This window comes from Undibacterium umbellatum (genome assembly GCF_014284125.1).
Classification (GTDB): Bacteria; Pseudomonadota; Gammaproteobacteria; order Burkholderiales; family Burkholderiaceae_D; genus Undibacterium; species Undibacterium umbellatum.
In genome coordinates this window covers 252,592-269,366 of the sequence record NZ_JACOFX010000006.1, presented here as the reverse complement: position 1 = coordinate 269,366, position 16,775 = coordinate 252,592, and the positions used below count along the sequence as shown (strand labels likewise).

13 protein-coding genes and 1 rRNA gene are annotated in these 16,775 nt (G+C 49.9%); 8 read left to right on the top strand and 6 right to left on the bottom strand.

The window, feature by feature from the left end; translation table 11 throughout:
- Nucleotides 1–93, bottom strand: a 16S ribosomal RNA gene (locus H8L47_RS14465); the annotation flags it as partial.
- 600 nt (nt 94–693) lie between these two features.
- On the opposite strand from H8L47_RS14465, the gene alkB reads away from it, so the two are divergent.
- Both alkB and H8L47_RS14455 read left to right on the top strand, forming a co-directional pair.
- On the top strand, nt 694–1,347 hold the full coding sequence (alkB, locus tag H8L47_RS14460; protein ID WP_186954289.1) for a DNA oxidative demethylase AlkB: 654 nt from the start codon (nt 694–696) through the stop codon (nt 1,345–1,347).
- A 49-nt stretch (nt 1,348–1,396) separates the two neighbouring features.
- Entirely contained in the window at nt 1,397–2,302 is a 906-nt protein-coding gene (locus H8L47_RS14455; RefSeq protein WP_186954288.1) for a 5'-nucleotidase, read from the top strand.
- A 61-nt stretch (nt 2,303–2,363) separates the two neighbouring features.
- Here H8L47_RS14455 and H8L47_RS14450 read toward each other — a convergent pair whose 3' ends face one another.
- Nucleotides 2,364–4,673: an NADP-dependent malic enzyme gene (locus tag H8L47_RS14450; protein WP_222616533.1), complete on the bottom strand. Its 2,310-nt coding sequence runs from the start codon at nt 4,671–4,673 to the stop codon at nt 2,364–2,366.
- Between the two features lie 272 nt (nt 4,674–4,945).
- Here H8L47_RS14450 and H8L47_RS14445 point away from each other — a divergent pair, with 272 nt between their 5' ends.
- The 5 genes from H8L47_RS14445 (at nt 4,946) to H8L47_RS14425 (ending at nt 8,392) form a co-directional block, all read left to right on the top strand.
- Nucleotides 4,946–5,425 (top strand): rubrerythrin family protein, encoded by a 480-nt coding sequence (locus H8L47_RS14445; RefSeq protein WP_186954287.1) that lies wholly within the window; start codon nt 4,946–4,948, stop codon nt 5,423–5,425.
- A gap of 41 nt (nt 5,426–5,466) precedes the next feature.
- On the top strand, nt 5,467–5,631 hold the full coding sequence (locus tag H8L47_RS14440; protein WP_110258335.1) for a rubredoxin: 165 nt from the start codon (nt 5,467–5,469) through the stop codon (nt 5,629–5,631).
- Nucleotides 5,632–5,638: 7 nt separating this feature from the next.
- A complete protein-coding gene (locus H8L47_RS14435; RefSeq protein ID WP_186954286.1) occupies nt 5,639–6,826 on the top strand; it encodes an NAD(P)/FAD-dependent oxidoreductase in 1,188 nt (395 codons plus the stop codon).
- Between the two features lie 76 nt (nt 6,827–6,902).
- On the top strand, nt 6,903–7,871 hold the full coding sequence (gene thiL / locus H8L47_RS14430; protein ID WP_186954285.1) for a thiamine-phosphate kinase: 969 nt from the start codon (nt 6,903–6,905) through the stop codon (nt 7,869–7,871).
- Complete coding sequence (locus tag H8L47_RS14425) at nt 7,868–8,392, top strand: phosphatidylglycerophosphatase A family protein (protein WP_230413739.1); 525 nt, start codon at nt 7,868–7,870, stop codon at nt 8,390–8,392. The genes thiL and H8L47_RS14425 overlap by 4 nt, the downstream gene beginning before the upstream one ends.
- A gap of 61 nt (nt 8,393–8,453) precedes the next feature.
- Here H8L47_RS14425 and ntrC read toward each other — a convergent pair whose 3' ends face one another.
- From ntrC to glnA, 4 genes are all read right to left on the bottom strand, one after another.
- On the bottom strand, nt 8,454–9,965 hold the full coding sequence (ntrC, locus tag H8L47_RS14420; RefSeq protein ID WP_186954284.1) for a nitrogen regulation protein NR(I): 1,512 nt from the start codon (nt 9,963–9,965) through the stop codon (nt 8,454–8,456).
- 77 nt (nt 9,966–10,042) lie between these two features.
- Nucleotides 10,043–11,116, bottom strand: a complete 1,074-nt coding sequence (gene glnL / locus H8L47_RS14415; protein WP_186954283.1) for a nitrogen regulation protein NR(II) — start codon at nt 11,114–11,116, stop codon at nt 10,043–10,045.
- Nucleotides 11,117–11,202: 86 nt separating this feature from the next.
- Nucleotides 11,203–11,679 carry a DUF4124 domain-containing protein gene (locus H8L47_RS14410; RefSeq protein WP_370868577.1) on the bottom strand — a complete coding sequence of 159 codons (477 nt, stop codon included), beginning with the start codon at nt 11,677–11,679 and terminating at the stop codon, nt 11,203–11,205.
- 140 nt (nt 11,680–11,819) lie between these two features.
- Nucleotides 11,820–13,235, bottom strand: coding sequence for a type I glutamate--ammonia ligase (gene glnA / locus H8L47_RS14405; protein WP_186954281.1), 1,416 nt, complete (start codon nt 13,233–13,235; stop codon nt 11,820–11,822).
- Between the two features lie 602 nt (nt 13,236–13,837).
- On the opposite strand from glnA, the gene H8L47_RS14400 reads away from it, so the two are divergent.
- Nucleotides 13,838–16,750 carry a bifunctional diguanylate cyclase/phosphodiesterase gene (locus tag H8L47_RS14400; RefSeq protein WP_186954280.1) on the top strand — a complete coding sequence of 971 codons (2,913 nt, stop codon included), beginning with the start codon at nt 13,838–13,840 and terminating at the stop codon, nt 16,748–16,750.
- Nucleotides 16,751–16,775 lie beyond the last annotated feature (25 nt).

The following is a 16,775-nucleotide window of genomic DNA, read 5'->3' as shown; positions in this document are numbered from 1 at the left end:
TCGCCGCCAGGTTGCCCCGCGCTGCCGTTCGACTTGCATGTGTAAGGCATGCCGCCAGCGTTCAATCTGAGCCAGGATCAAACTCTTCAGTTTAATCTCTGTTTTGTGACATTTCTGTCTGTGTCATGTGACTGACACATCGCTCACTCAAAATACTGACAGTTCAGTTTCTTATTTCTAAAAAACCGTCTTGCTTTATACTTCTTGTGAACACTTGCTATATTATTTAAGCATTTCCAACTCACCGAAGTGAATTGGTGCGCTTCACCAAGTGCCCACATTTATTGACTGTTAATTGTTAAAGAACCGTATTCTTTTCTACCTCACCGGACTACTTATTCATCCAGTTTTGCGTCGCAGCGTTGTGTGCGTTAGCAGCAGAGAAACGAGATTATGAAGCACTTCTTTTTATCTGTCAACACCCTGTTTTTATTTCGTTCAGTTTAAATCTTTTAGATTTAATCCCAACTACTTCAGGCTATTTACAGACCAGGCTTTCCGCGTCACTTCTTTCGCTCAAACCAAGAATTACTTCACTCTCTTCAGCCCCGCTCTTCAGCGGGAGGCGAACTATAGCAAACTTACGGGGCTCTTTGCAAGAGAAGTTTACTTTCACCGCCAAACTTACAAAAAATGAATTACGCTTATGTATATGAGCACGAGCGATCAACATGAGCAAGCAAGAACCAATCAATGAACTATTCACTATTTGATGGCGCCAGTGACTTACAGCCCTGGACTGAAGACATCTGCGAGGGGGCGCTGATACTGAGGCATTTTTCTGTGCTACATGAAATCACTTTGCTGGATGGGATACGGCAAATTATGATCAAGCATCCCTTCCGGCAGTTACTCACTCCCAATGGTCATCGCATGTCCGTCGCCATGACTTGTTGTGGCGAAGTAGGATGGGTATCTGATAGTAAAGGATATCGCTATAGCACTTACGATCCTGATAATGGCAAGCCCTGGCCATACATGCCAGACAATTTTTTCTCAATCGCTGTGCAGGCGGCAGAAGAAGCTGGCTTTCCCGATTTCAAGCCTGATAGCTGCCTGATCAATCAATATCAAGTCGGGTCGCGCCTGAGCCTGCATCAGGACAAGGATGAAAAGAACTTAGGCGCGCCCATCGTATCTTTCTCATTGGGGATACCAGCGACATTTCTTTTTGGTGGCATGCAGCGCACAGATCCCGTCCAGCGCTATCATTTGGCGCATGGTGATGTGGTAGTCTGGGGTGGTCCAGCCAGATTGCGTTACCATGGTGTCGCACCAATCAAGGAAGCAGCACATCCACTACTGGGAACACAGAGAATCAATCTGACATTTCGCCAGGCGAAGTAAACAGAGCGCCACTTACCCCATCACCGAATAACAAGACAAACAATCCGATATGCCATTTTCGCTAGACAATCTCTTAGTCATAGGAATTTCATCACGTGCCTTATTTGATCTGGAAGCAGAGGAAACGCTGTTTCAGGAACAAGGGCTGGACGCCTATCGCCAGCATCAATTGCAAGAAGAAAACAGCATATTAAAACCTGGTGCCGGCTTTGGCCTGGTCAAAGCCTTACTAAAGCTGAATGCGCTGACGCCTGGACACAGACTGGTAGAAGTGGTCATCATGTCGCGTAATTCGTCTGAGACATCCTTGCGCATCTTCAATTCGATCGCGCACTATGGTCTGGATATTACACGTGCGGCCTTGTCTGGCGGTGCACCTTTGGCACCCTACCTGCTGGCGTTCAATGTCAGTCTGTTTTTGTCCCTGCATGAAGACGACGTGCAAGCTGCCATCAATTCTGGCGTGGCATCGGCAATGCTATATCGCTTACCCGACAATGCTGCGGACCCGGAACAGATTCGTATTGCGTTTGATGGTGATGCCGTGATTTTTTCGGATGAGTCCGAACGCATTTATCAGGAACATGGCGTGGAAGCTTTTGAAGAACACGAAAGAGAAAACGCCAGAAAGCCTTTGCCGCAAGGACCGTTTGCAAGGTTACTGGTGGCCCTGTCGTATTTGCAGAATAATTTCAAAACACCGGACGGCCGCGCCTTCCCTTTACGCACTGCCCTGGTGACTGCCCGCGCCTCGCCAGCGCACGAACGAGTGATACGTACGCTTCGCGCCTGGAATATCGCAATCGATGAAACCTTCTTTATGGGTGGTGTCAATAAATCTGCCGTGCTGGCAGCCTTCAAGCCACATATGTTTTTTGATGACCAGCATGGCCATTGTCTGCATGCGTCGAATGTTGTGCCGACCGGGCGCGTACCTGTCAAACAGGATAAATAAATTCCCTCGAAAAAAAGCCAGCCTGATCAACAAGGCTGGCTTTTTTACATACTACGAGAGATTAACGCTGCGCTACCGCATCCACCACACACAAGGCCGTCATATTGACGATACGGCGCACTGTGGCCGATGGTGTCAGGATATGTACCGGCTTGGCGCAACCCAGCAAGATAGGACCAATCGCTACGTTATTGCCCGCTGTTGTTTTCAGCAGATTGTAGGCGATATTGGCTGCGTCAATATTCGGCATGACCAGCAGATTGGCATCGCTCTTCAATGTCGAATCAGGCATCATTTTCTTGCGATAGCTGGTATCAAGCGCAGTGTCGCCATGCATTTCGCCATCAACTTCAAGATCTGGTGCATCACGCTGGATGATCGCCAAAGCAGCACGCATTTTTTGTGCAGATTCGCTATTGCTGGAACCAAAATTCGAATGCGACAACAAGGCTGCTTTAGGCAACAAGCCGAAGCGACGCATTTCTTCCGCTGCCAGGATGGTGATTTCGGCAATCTGTTCTGCCGTCGGGTTTTCATTAACGTGGGTATCGACCAGCACTATCTGACGGTCTGGCAACACCAGTCCATTCATGGCAGCATAGACATTCACACCATCACGTTTGCCCAACACCTGGTTGATGTAATTCAAATGCAAGCCAGTTGTGCCAAAGGTGCCGCAGATCATGCCATCTGCATCGCCTTTATGGATCATCATGGCACCGATCAATGAATGACGGCGGCGCATTTCCAGTTTAGCGTATTGTTCTGTCACTCCCTTGCGGGCAGTCATCTGGTGATAAGTCTGCCAGTAATCACGATAGCGATCATCATGCTCAGGATTGATAACTTGAAAATCCACCCCAGCCTTGATGCGCAAACCAAATTTCTCTATACGTTGATCAAGAATGTGTGGACGTCCGACCAAGATTGGTGCCGCCAGCTTCTCATCAACAATGACCTGCACCGCACGCAGGACTTTTTCCTCTTCGCCCTCTGCGTAGACAATACGCTTGCGATCTGCCGGTGCTTTTTTGGCGATCTGGAACAATGGCTTCATGAAAGTACCACTGTGATAGACGAATTGCTGCAGTCTTTCTACATATGCCTGCATATCCTTGATGGGACGCACCGCCACCCCACACTGCTCTGCAGCCAGCGCAACCGCAGGCGCAATCTTAATCATCAATCGAGGATCAAATGGTTTCGGTATCAGGTATTCAGGGCCAAAGGACAAATTGCTGATGCCGTATGCAGAAGCAACTACATCCGACTGTTCAGCCTGGGCCAGTTCAGCGATCGCATGCACCACTGCGATTTCCATTTCACGCGTGATGGTGGTTGCACCGCAATCCAGAGCACCACGGAAAATATAGGGGAAACACAAAACATTGTTAACTTGATTCGGGAAGTCAGAACGGCCAGTCGCCATGATGGCATCATCACGCACAGCCTTGACTTCTTCAGGCAAGATTTCTGGCGTAGGGTTGGCCAAAGCCAGAATCAAAGGATTTGGTGCCATCAGCTTGACCATATCCTGCTTGAGCACACCGGCAGCGGACAAACCCAGGAAGATATCTGCATCTGGCATCACATCGCGTAAGCTGCGAGCCGAGGTTTCCTGGGCAAAACGCTCTTTGTCCGGGTCCATCAGTTCGACACGGCCCTTATAAACCACACCTGCCAGATCGGTGACAAAGATATTTTCCAGCGGGAAGCCCAGATCAACGATCAAGTCAAGACAGGCCAGTGCCGCAGCACCTGCACCAGATACTACCAGCTTGGTATTTTTGATGGTTTTACCGACCACTTTCAAGCCGTTCAGGATAGCCGCACCGACGATGATCGCCGTACCATGCTGGTCATCATGAAAGACGGGTATCTTCATGCGCTCACGCAGTTTGCGTTCTATATAGAAGCACTCCGGCGCCTTGATATCTTCCAGATTGATACCACCAAAGGTTGGCTCAAGCGAGGCGATGATATCAACCAGCTTGTCAGGATCAGATTCGCTGATTTCTATATCGAATACATCGATACCGGCAAACTTCTTGAATAGGACGCCCTTGCCTTCCATCACTGGCTTGGATGCCAGTGGACCGATATTACCCAGGCCAAGCACCGCCGTGCCATTTGTGATAACGCCCACCAGATTGCCACGCGCCGTGTATTTGAATGCAGCAGTCGGATCCGCGACGATTTCTTCACAAGGCGCAGCAACGCCTGGGGAATACGCCAAAGCCAGATCACGTTGATTTGTCAGTTGCTTGGTAGCTGTGACACTGATTTTGCCAGGAGTAGGAAATTCATGATATTCCAGCGCTGCCTGACGCAATTGTTGACGTATTTGCTCTTTTTGATCTGACGAATCCATGTGCTTGACCTTCTTTCTATTTTTTTGCTTACGGAAATCTTACTGGTAGAGATTCTAGCAGAGGGAACCCTCTAACTTTATACGTATTTGTACGACTCTTATGCTTTTCTAGCATAACCAAATGCAATTTATTCTGTTAAGCAGACAAGCATAGCTGTTAACTATCAAATCAATAGAATCAATTGTCTTTTAAAATCAATTATTAAAATCTATTATCTATCTCACGTTGATAGCAATTGCAAACAACACCGCAAATAACCAAGGAGAGCATTATGAGCACCCAGGCAAACCCATCCGTCACCATCCAGAACCTTGAGTCCGCTTTTGCTGGCGAATCCATGGCCCATATCAAATACCGCTATTTCGCCAAACTGGCACGTGAAGCCGGCGCAATCGAAATTGCAGAAGCATTTGAAGCAACCGCTGATCAGGAAGTCATGCATGCCTTTGGCCATCTTGACTTGTTATACCCAAAAACACAATTGACGCCACAACGCGCCCTGGAAATTGCTATCGAAGGTGAGACCTATGAATACACAGAAATGTACCCAAAATTCCGCCATCTCGCTGTGGAAGAAGGCAACCAGGCTGCTGTCGCTGAATACGATGAGCAAATCGCAGAATCTAAGGAACACGCTGAAAACTTTAAGCGGACTTTAGAAATCGCTGCTAAACGCTTTGCTGCGCTGGCAAAGGTCGAAGAGCGCCATGCCAATCATTATCGGGCGGTATTGGAAGCCAATCAGGCTTAAGCACAACAAGAAATCCGTTCAATCAACATACAGAAGACAATATGAAAACTTACCAATGCATCGTATGCGGTTTTATTTATGAAGAATCCAAAGGGTTGCCAGAAGAAGGCATCGCCGCTGGCACACGCTGGGATGACATTCCTGCCGATTGGGAATGCCCTGATTGCGGCGTCGCCAAAGCTGATTTTGACATGATAGAAATCTGAGGTAGCCATGAAACCCATCGCCATCATCGGTTCCGGCCTGGCTGGTTATACGGTCGCCAGAGAATTTCGCAAGCTCGATAAAACTACGCCCTTGCTGATCGTCACTGGCGATGATGGCGGCTTTTATTCCAAGCCTATGCTGTCGAATGCCTTTGCAATGGGAAAGCAGCCGCAACAATTAAAAAGTAAAACGGTGGACCAGATGGCTGCGGAGTTGAATGCAAATATCCTGACCGGTACTGTAGTCAGCAGCATCAATACGCAGGCGCAAACCATACAAACCAAGATGGGTGATTTTGACTATTCCCAACTGGTGCTGGCGCTTGGCGCGCAGGCGATACGCCTGCTCATTGATGGCAACGCGGCTGATCAGGTTTTGTTTGTCAACAACCTGGCTGACTATGCCGTGTTTCGTAACAAACTGGCACTAGCCGGCGACAAGGCCAGGGTCACCATTCTGGGTGCTGGCTTGATAGGCTGTGAATTCAGCGATGACCTGGCCAGTGCGGGACATGAAGTCATCTTGATAGACCCTAACCCGTTGCCCCTGGCAGCTTTGGCACCGGCAGCTATTTCATCAGGCTTGCATGCGGCGCTTGAAAGTAAAGGTGTGAAATTAAAATTGGGCACAACCGCCACCCAGATAGCCAAGCAAGGCAATGCTCTGCAAGTAAGGCTATCCAACGACGAGGTTTTTGATACCGATGTGGTCTTGTCAGCCGTAGGATTGCGTGCCGATATACGCCTGGCACAGGCAGCTCAATTGCAAACTGATCGCGGCATTATCATTGATGAGCATGGTCAAACCAGTGTGCCTGGCATATTTTCCTTAGGTGATTGTGCTCAGTACAAGCAAGCCGATGGCAGCCATAGCTTGATGCCATATGTTGCCCCCATCATGACCGCAGCACGGGCGATAGCGCAAAGTCTGACAGGGAAATTGACTAGCATAGACATGAAACCAGCCGCCGTCCAGGTCAAGACGCCTAGTTATCCGGTCGCACTGATCCCGCCTGCGCTTGCCGTCAGCAAATCAGGTAGCTGGGAATCGGTGTGCACGGAAGGTGTCACGACAAGCCGCTACTTTGATGAGAACAAGAAAATGCATGGTTTTGCCCTTGCGCCGCAAGATGCCAAATCGAGAAATGCGCTCATCGCTGAGCTATCGGAAGCACAGGTAGCCAGACCGATATGATTAAACAAAGCGCATAGCACCAACGGTGTCGGGGGGTTTATCTTGAATCCTGAGCCACCTTAGGTACAATGCGCCCATGCTTTCCGAATTCGATCTCATCAAGCGCTATTTTGCGCGACACAGTATTCTAGACAGCCGCATCGCCCTGGGCATAGGGGATGATTGTGCCCTGCTCAATCCCAGCCCAGGCATGCAGTTGGCCATTTCCAGCGACATGCTGGTATCTGGCCGTCACTTTTTCCCGGATGCAGACCCGTACACATTAGGTCATAAATGCCTGGCTGTAAATTTGTCCGACCTGGCGGCCATGGGTGCTGCGCCACTGGCGTTTACCCTGGCTCTATCACTCCCCGAAGCAAATCCTGACTGGCTGGCAGAATTTTCACGCGGTTTGCTAGCCCTGTCAGATGAACACGGCTGTCACCTGATCGGTGGCGACACCACCAAGGGGCCATTGAACATCTGCATCACAATTTTTGGCGAGCTGCCACCAGGCACTGCCCTGCGCCGCGATGCGGCCAAAGTTGGTGATGACATCTGGGTATCCGGCACTTTGGGTGATGCGCGGCTGGCATTGGCTGGCTATTGGAATGAAGTCAGGCTTTCAACATCCGAACATCAATTGGCGGCAACACGTATGCACCAGCCCATCCCGCGTATTGCATTGGGCATGGCCTTACGTGGCATCGCCCATGCGGCATTGGATATTTCTGATGGCCTGGCCGGTGACCTTGGTCATATTCTGGAAAAATCGTCAGTCGGTGCCACTTTATTCGTCGATCGTTTACCTGCTGGCCCCGTATTGCATAAGCAGTCTCAAGATTTACGCAGGCAATTTACCCTGAATGGTGGAGACGACTATGAATTGTGTTTCACCGCTCCAGCAAGTCGCAGGCAAGATGTGCAGACTGCCGCCGCACAAGCCAGCACCACCGTCACACATATAGGCCATATAGTGGCAGGTGCAGGCTTGCGTTTGCTGGATGAACAAGGCCAGACAGTCTTCCTGCAATATAAATCATTTGATCACTTTGCCCATCCATGACTACCACAGAAAACAAGCAGACGACCATCATCCAGAAACCAGACTGGCGTTTCATGTTACGCCACCCTGCGCACATCCTGGCGCAAGGCTTTGGCAGTGGCTTGTCACCTGTCATGCCAGGCACCTCGGGCACCCTGTTTGCGTGGTTGAGTTTTTATGTATTTTCTACCCGCTGGCCAGATGTGTTTACGACGACCAATTGGGCCATCATCATCGTGGTTGGCTTTGCGGTTGGCGTCTGGGCTTGTGATGTCACGGGTAAAAACCTGGGTGTCGCTGACCACGGCAGCATGGTCTGGGACGAGATCATCGCCTTTTGGCTGGTATTGATTTTCATCGTGCCTGCCAACTGGCAAACCCAGTTATGGGCATTCATAGGCTTTCGTTTTTTTGACATGGTCAAGCCACCACCGATAGGTTATTTTGACCGCCACCTGAAAGGTGGTTTTGGTGTCATGTGGGATGACATTGTGGCTGCTTTCTTTTGCCTGTTGACCTTTGCCTTGTGGTATCGCATTTAAAAAATAATGGCTGCCAATGCAAGATTTGGCAGCCATTATTCGTGCCATACATATCAAAACACTATTCGTCCTTCACCCCGTCTATTCCCAGTTCCTGAATCTTGCGCGTTATGGTATTTCTACCTATGCCCAAACGTATCGCTGCATCATTCTTGCGGCCATGAGTATGGCGCAAAGCCGCTTTGATGACGACGGATTCAAAACAACGCCCCAGCTTGTCGATGACTTCTGACTGGCCTTCAGCCAACATCGCTGTCGCCTCCGCTTCCAGCAGAGAGACCCAGCTTTCGCCGCTACGGTACGCTGATTTATCAGGCAGTGAACTGCCATTAACTGTTGTCGCATTTGCCAGATTTTCATGGTTACTGACTGGTGCATCATGACCGCTAATAGCAACTGGCGCTTGTACCGCACCGACAGTAGCCGGTACCAGGTCTTGCGGCAAGTCGGGCATTTCTACCGTTTGCCCCGGCGCCATGACGGTGATCCAGTTACACAGATTTTCCAATTGGCGGACATTACCGGGAAAATCCAGGCTGGACAAAAATTGCAATGCAGGCTCGGACATGCGCTTGACATCCACACCCAGTTGTTTGGCGCTCTGGTTCAAGAAGTATTTGGTCAGCAACGGGATATCTTCACGGCGCTCACGCAAGCTGGGTAAGCGCAGGCGGATGACGTTCAGGCGATGATACAAATCTTCGCGGAACAAGCCGTCTTTCACCCGGGTTTCCAGATTTTGGTGAGTCGCAGCGATCACGCGCACATTCGCCTTCATTGGCTGATGTCCGCCAACGCGATAGAAATGGCCATCCGATAACACCCGTAACAGACGCGTCTGCAAATCAAAAGGCATGTCACCAATTTCATCGAGGAACAAGGTGCCGCCCTCTGCCTGCTCGAAACGGCCACGACGTGTGGTTTGTGCGCCAGTAAAGGCGCCACGCTCATGACCAAACAATTCTGATTCCAGCAAATCCTTGGGGATGGCTGCGGTATTCAAGGCAATGAAAGGCTGTGATGCGCGTGGGCTGTGCTTATGCAAGGCGCGCGCCACCAGCTCTTTACCACTACCTGATTCGCCCGTGATCATCACTGTCACATTGGATTGCGACAAACGACCAATGGCGCGAAACACATCTTGCATGGCTGGTGCCTGACCAAGTATTTCCGGCGTTTCAGACATGCTTTGCTCTACACTGGATTCGCGCAGGCTTTCATCAAGCGCGCGACGTATCAACTCAACTGCCTTGTCGAGATCAAAAGGCTTGGCCATGTACTCAAACGCTCCGCCTTGAAAAGCAGCTACTGCTGATTCCAGGTCAGAAAACGCCGTCATGATTATTACCGGTAAACCTGGGTACTTGGCTTTGACAGTTTGCAATAGTTCAAGGCCAGAAGCGCCGTGCATGCGTATATCAGACACCAGCACCTGCGGCGTATCGCTTTGCAAGGCGTTCATTGCATCTCTTGCATTGGTGAAGCTGCGCGTTACCAGATTTTCCCTCGCCAGCGCCTTTTCCAGCACCCAGCGAATTGAATCGTCGTCGTCCACTATCCAGATTGGTTTCATATTGTCGTTTTGCAGTCTGTGTTAAGCATATCGATAGAAGGAGCACTTTTGGTGCAGCCACTTTGTCACACCTTTATTTAAGGTAGTGGTATCAGTATCCGGAAATCCGTACATCCCGGCCGGCTCTCACATTCGATGACACCCATATGTTGTTCAACGAAAGTTTGTGCCAGCGTCAAGCCCAGACCGCTACCGCCTTCCTTGCCTGATACCAAAGGATAGAAAATGCGATTGCGAATCTCAGGTGGGATGCCCGGACCGTTATCGATGATATGCAAGTCTAATGCCAGCCTGTAGCGAACCTTGGCCAAAGTGATTTGGCGCACCACGCGCGACTTGAAGGTCAGCACTGCATCACCCTGCCTGATTCTTTCATTCAGGGCTTGCGCCGCATTGTGGGCAATGTTCAGGACAGTCTGTATCAATTGCTCTTTGTCGCCACGAAATTCAGGGATCGACAAATCATAGTCGCGCTTGATGGTCAGGCCCTGCGGGAATTCAGCAACAATCAGGCTGCGCACGCGCTCACAGACTTCATGGATATTCACATCACCGACAATATGCGGCAAGCGATGCGGAGCCAGCAAGCGGTCCACCAGGGTCTGCAACCGATCGGCCTCTTTGATAATGACCTGGGTATATTCACGCAATTCACGCAGGTGGCGCTCGGGCAATTCCAGCTCCAGCAATTGCGCAGCACCACGTATGCCACCGAGGGGATTCTTGATTTCATGCGCCAGGTTGCGGATTAACTCTTTATTGGCCTTGCTCTGGTCAAGCATGCGCTCTTCCCTGTCGAGCTTGAGTTGCTGCACGTTTTCACGCAGCTCTATCAAGACAGGTGTATCAGGGTTATCAAGTGCAGTGACTATGCTGTGCACATGCAAAGCATCCCGCCCTGCCCGCTCCAGCGTCAAATCCTGACGCTTGTCAGCAAATTGATGGGCTACCGCCTGATGAAAAACGGCAGTCAATTCCTGCCCATTCAGGAATAAATCGGTCAGCTTCAAATGCGTGAGCGACTTGAAGGAAGAGTCGAGCAGATTTTCAGCAGCTGCATTGGCAAATAAAATGCTGCTTTCTGCATCCAGCACAATCACGGCTGATGTCAGCAAATCCAGGCCAGCAAACGAGGTAAGTGGAGTTTTCACAACTTGTCCATAAAAAAAGGCCGCACAGAGCGACCTTTACGCAAGCATCATGCCCGAACAGCATTTTGCATTTTCACACTGGCAACTTATTTTGCGTTGGCAATTTCACGTTTCAGTGCCTCTATGTTCTTTTCGGTGCGGGCGATGTCTTCTTTCATCAAATTGGTGCGTTCCTGATATTTGGCGTAATTTCTTTCATCACCACGACGCTCAGGCTCACCATTATTGTATTCTTTCTTCAGATTTGCCAGCTTCTGCTCTTCCGTTTTTAATTCATCCTGCAAAATCTGCTTGCGGTCAGAGTCCCTGGCTTTTTGAGTGCTGTCATCTACCTTGGGAAAATCGCTGGGGCTGCTAGCCGGCTTACCCTGTGGCTTCTTGCCCGGAGCAGGCAATGCTGGCGCAGGGACAACGGTGATGCCTTGCAATTCGACCTTTTTGCATCCTTTGACAGCGCCTGTGTTTTTGTATTCTTTTTTACCATTATCGTCCACACACAGGAATACATCGCCCTGCGCATAGGCAAGCGTCTGCGCACCAATAAAGAGAATAAGGCCTGACAAGAGTCGGTTCATAGGAAAGCAATAATCATTAACAGACTGATAGTGTATGTCATGCAGCGCTGCAACACAATTACAGAGAAATTAGCATTTGTAACAAAAAAAGCGGGGTTGCCCCCGCTTTTTTGTGCATTTACTCAGAATTACAGAGAGTAATACATATCGAATTCAACTGGATGAGTTGTCATACGGAAGCGTTGCACTTCTTGCATTTTCAAATCAATGTAGGCATCGATCATGCTGTCACTGAATACACCACCGCGTGTCAGGAACTCGCGGTCTTTGTTCAATGCGTCCAGTGCTTCTTCCAAAGATGCGCAGACTGTCGGGATCAATGCATCTTCCTCTGGTGGCAAATGGTACAGATCTTTGCTGGCAGCTTCACCAGGATGGATCTTGTTCTGTACGCCGTCCAGACCTGCCATCATCAGTGCCGCGAAGCACAGGTATGGGTTAGCCAGTGGGTCAGGGAAACGTGTTTCAATACGGCGGCCTTTTGGATTGGCAACGTAAGGGATGCGGATAGAAGCAGAACGGTTACGTGCAGAGTAAGCCAGTTTCACTGGAGCTTCATAACCTGGAACCAAACGCTTGTAAGAGTTGGTGCCTGGGTTAGTGATCGCATTCAATGCTTTTGCATGCTTGATGATACCGCCGATATAGTACAGCGCAAAATCAGACAAACCGGCATAGCCGTCGCCAGCAAACAGGTTTTTGCCATCTTTCCAGATGGATTGATGCACGTGCATGCCAGAACCGTTGTCTCCAACGATAGGCTTAGGCATGAAAGTCGCTGTCTTGCCATAGGTGTGGGCAACATTCCAGACCACGTATTTCAGGTTTTGTGTCCAGTCTGCACGCTCAACCAAAGTAGAGAACTTGGTGCCGATCTCATTTTGACCAGCGCCAGCCACTTCATGGTGATGCACTTCAACCGGAATGCCCAAGGATTCCAGAATCAAACACATTTCAGAACGCATGTCCTGGAAGCTGTCGACTGGAGGAACCGGGAAGTAACCGCCTTTAACCGTAGGACGATGGCCAGTATTGCCGCCTTCGAGTTTTTCGCCTGTCGTCCAGGACGCTTCGTCAGAATCAATCTTGACGAAACAGCCAGACATGTCCACTTTCCAGCGTACGCTGTCGAAAATGAAGAATTCTGGTTCTGGGCCAAAGTAAGCTGTGTCACCAATGCCAGAAGATTTCAAATACGCTTCAGCGCGTTTCGCGATGGAACGTGGGTCACGGTCATAACCTTTGCCATCAGATGGCTCGATAACATCACATTGCATGAACAATGTCGTTTCTTCGAAGAAAGGATCAATATTGGCAGTAGATGGATCTGGCATCAACAACATGTCAGATGCTTCAATACCTTTCCAGCCTGCGATGGACGAGCCGTCAAATGCGTGGCCAGATTCGAATTTATCGATGTCGAACTGGGAAATTGGAACAGTTACGTGCTGTTCTTTGCCTCGGGTATCAGCAAAGCGAAAATCAACGAATTTGACTTCGTTATCTTTCGCCATTTTCAAGACTTCTGCGGCTGTCATTGCCATGTGAAACTCCTCTGAGAGCTAAAAAATAAATTCGGAAATTGCTGAGTGCTGCGCCTGCCAGTTTTGTGCAATCTCGTCCAACAGACAAACCTTGTCTTACTGGTCCTTACCGAAAACCCTTACCCGGCGGCTAAACTCAATGGAGGATGATAGCAGAAACCATGCCATCATCCAGATCGTGTATATATAAATACGAAATTTGTTAAATGCCTGTTTTTGTGGCGTTTTCTCATACAAATCAGGAGCAGCGTAGCATTATACAAATTAATATTACGCACCAAAATAATGCATAACACAATATATTTGCCATTTTGGTGCATTTTCAATCGAGGGTTGAATTTTTGCACCATTTTGTATCATCGCAATATTTATTTGTATTCCAACAGAGTCGCTAAGCCTTGTTGGGACAATTGTGCGTAAGCCCTAATTGAAATATTTGATTGACAATATTGATCAAAATCAACATTCCTTGGCATTCCACGATATGCGATTCATTCTCATTTAGACTATGCATATCTTTTCGTGTCGCAAGCCCCTCCCTCGCCTAATTTATCCCGAATGAACTCAGGCATGGGCATCGCTGCCTATACCTATTGTTAACTATGTCGCCTCATCTCTATCTGCGCAAACCTTTGCTGTTTGCATCGCTGACTTTTGTCATGGCAATGCTGGCCAGCACAGCCATCATCATCAAGCTTGAGGGCAGTGCAAACCAGAAAGAACATTTGCTCGCCTATGACCTGGCACGCGCCCAGGCAAATGCCCTGCAAAATAATATGCACAAGGCGATATCGGCAACCTATGCGCTGGCAGGAATAGTGGCAGACAGCAATGGCCGCATCCGGAACTTTGAACGCTTTGCCGACAAGATCTTGCAATATCACCCACAAATTGCCGCGCTGTATCTGGCCCCGCAAGGCATCACCACCGATGTAGCACCATTTGAATGGCGTGAACATGGACTGGGTATCAATTTATTGACAGACCCTGTCCGCAAGACCGAGGCCATGCTGGCACGCGATAGCGCACAATTGACACTGGCGGGGCCGCTACCCCTGACCAGGGGCGGCACAGGAATCATCGCCCGCTTGCCGGTATTTCTGGATGATGCCATCGACGCCAACAAACCAGCCGAATTCTGGGGGCTGATCTCTGCCGTCATTGATTTAAAAACTGTATTGGCTGATGCAGAACTATCCAAACTGGTCGCACGCGGCTATGACTATGAACTGTGGCGTATCGATCCAAGCACACACACTCATCAAATCATACAAAAATCGCCAGGATTCAAGCCGGGAAATAATATTCGTCATGCCATCAAGTTGCCAAACGTAGAATGGACACTGGACCTGACACCCAGGCATTCAACTCCCTTCAGTAACACCCTGCTCCTTTATAGCAGCATCGGTTTTTTATTTAGCCTGATGCTGGCATACCTGGTCCAACTATTGTTGGAAGCGAGCAGACAAAGAAAAAACCTAAAAAATATTATCGCCGAAAGAACCGCCGAACTAAGTCAGCGCGAAACAGATTTGAGACGCGCGCAGCGCATTTCAAAAACCGGTAGCTGGAGCATAGGTGAAGATACCCAGGAATGGCGCTACTCGGAAGAAGCGAGCCGCATACTTGGCTACCCAAGCGGCAGCAAGCTCGATTGTTCCAGCCTGCTGCAACGCATACACCCTGACGATATGCCAGCCGTGAAGCAATTCTGGGCGCAAGTACAAGCAGGCGCAGATGCCAGCATAGAACACCGCATCCTCCTTGAGGGCGAAGTACGCTGGCTGCATTCACAATATGATGGACAAAGTGCCAGACGCATGGGCACGGTGCAAGACATTACCGAGCGCAAACGCGCAGAAGAAGATTTGCGCATTGCCGCCATTGCCTTTGAAGGCCAGGAAGGCATGCTCATCACCGATGCCCACCGCGCCATCTTGCGCGTCAACCAGGCATTTACCCGCATCACTGGCTACAGCCGCGAAGAAGCCCTGGGCAAGCAAACCAGCTTGCTCAAATCCGGCCTGCACGGTGCCAGTTATTATGAGGATATGGGCAAGCAGCTTGAAGCCAACGCCTTCTGGCAAGGCGAAATCTGGAACCGCAGGAAAAATGGCGAAGTGTATCCAGAATGGTTGACCATCACTGCAGTCAAAAATGCCAGCGGCAAAGTCGTCAACTATGTCGCTACCATGCTCGACATCACCCAAAGAAAAGCCACCGAAGCCAAACTTGAACACCTGGCCTACCATGATCCATTAACCGGCCTGGCCAACCGCCGCCTGTTGATAGACCGGCTGCAACACAGCCTGCAGGCAAAAAGCCGCAGCAATCAGTACGGTGCCGTGCTCTTTCTTGACCTTGACGACTTCAAGACCATCAACGACAGCAGCGGACATGGCAAGGGCGATCTGCTCTTGCAAGTAGTCGCCAAACGCCTGGGGCACAGCATACGCAAAGGTGACACACTGGCTCGTTATGGCGGCGATGAATTTGTCCTGCTACTGGAAGAACTCAGCGAGAACATCAGGGAAACTGCCATCGAAGTCCAAATGATTGCCGCCAAAATTCTGGCAGACCTGCGCGCACCCTATGACCTGGAGCATCTTGAATATCATAGCAGTGCCAGTATAGGCATCACCCTGTTTGACAAACAAAACACCTCGGCTGAAGAATTGTTGAAACAAGTCGAAGTCGCCATGTACGAAGCCAAATCCAGCGGTGGCAACAGCTACCGCTTCTTTGACAAAGATATGCTCGACATCGTCAATACCCGCGCCGCTCTTGAAGCCGATATGCGCCAGGGTCTGCTGCAAGAACAGTTCGTTTTATACTACCAACCTCAAGTCAACAGCAGCGGGCAAGTCACCGGTGCCGAAGCACTGGTGCGCTGGCAACATCCGCAAAGAGGCCTGGTGCCACCATCCGACTTCATTCCCCTGGCAGAAGAGTCCGGCCTCATCCTCAGTTTGGGCGCCTGGATACTGAAAACAGCCTGCGCCAAACTGGCAGAATGGCAAAACAGCGAAGATACAAAAAACCGCACACTTGCCGTCAATGTCAGCGCACGCCAATTCAGGCAAAACGACTTTGTAACACTGGTGCTCGACAACATCCGGCACTACCAAATCGACGCCAGCAAACTCAAACTGGAATTGACAGAGAGCCTGCTGGTTGACAATGTAGAAGCCACCATAGACAAGATGAACCAGTTAAAAACCAGAGGTGTAGGATTTTCACTGGATGACTTTGGCACGGGGTATTCCTCCCTCTCCTATCTCAAGCGCCTGCCGCTGGACCAGCTCAAGATAGACCAGTCCTTCGTGCGCGACATCCTCAACAATAACAACGATGCCGTCATCACCAGAACTATCATTGCCCTTGGCCAAAGCCTGGGTCTGGCCGTGATTGCCGAAGGTGTGGAAACAGCAGCGCAGCGCGACTTCCTGCAACAGCAAGGCTGCCTTTCTTACCAGGGTTATCTGTATGGCAAACCCAGCGCCGAATTACGCTAAACTAGCGCACAGGTTGCACACACTA

Excerpts from the sequence above, each read along its gene's own strand:
- glnA (WP_186954281.1), bottom strand. The coding sequence starts at position 13,235 with ATGGCAATGACAGCCGCAGAAGTCTTGAAAATGGCGAAAGATAACGAA.
- H8L47_RS14400 (WP_186954280.1), top strand. The coding sequence starts at position 13,838 with ATGTCGCCTCATCTCTATCTGCGCAAACCTTTGCTGTTTGCATCGCTG.
- H8L47_RS14435 (WP_186954286.1), top strand. The coding sequence starts at position 5,639 with ATGAAACCCATCGCCATCATCGGTTCCGGCCTGGCTGGTTATACGGTC.
- H8L47_RS14440 (WP_110258335.1), top strand. The coding sequence starts at position 5,467 with ATGAAAACTTACCAATGCATCGTATGCGGTTTTATTTATGAAGAATCC.
- H8L47_RS14445 (WP_186954287.1), top strand. The coding sequence starts at position 4,946 with ATGAGCACCCAGGCAAACCCATCCGTCACCATCCAGAACCTTGAGTCC.
- H8L47_RS14450 (WP_222616533.1), bottom strand. The coding sequence starts at position 4,673 with ATGGATTCGTCAGATCAAAAAGAGCAAATACGTCAACAATTGCGTCAG.
- H8L47_RS14425 (WP_230413739.1), top strand. The coding sequence starts at position 7,868 with ATGACTACCACAGAAAACAAGCAGACGACCATCATCCAGAAACCAGAC.
- H8L47_RS14455 (WP_186954288.1), top strand. The coding sequence starts at position 1,397 with ATGCCATTTTCGCTAGACAATCTCTTAGTCATAGGAATTTCATCACGT.
- thiL (WP_186954285.1), top strand. The coding sequence starts at position 6,903 with ATGCTTTCCGAATTCGATCTCATCAAGCGCTATTTTGCGCGACACAGT.
- alkB (WP_186954289.1), top strand. The coding sequence starts at position 694 with ATGAACTATTCACTATTTGATGGCGCCAGTGACTTACAGCCCTGGACT.
- ntrC (WP_186954284.1), bottom strand. The coding sequence starts at position 9,965 with ATGAAACCAATCTGGATAGTGGACGACGACGATTCAATTCGCTGGGTG.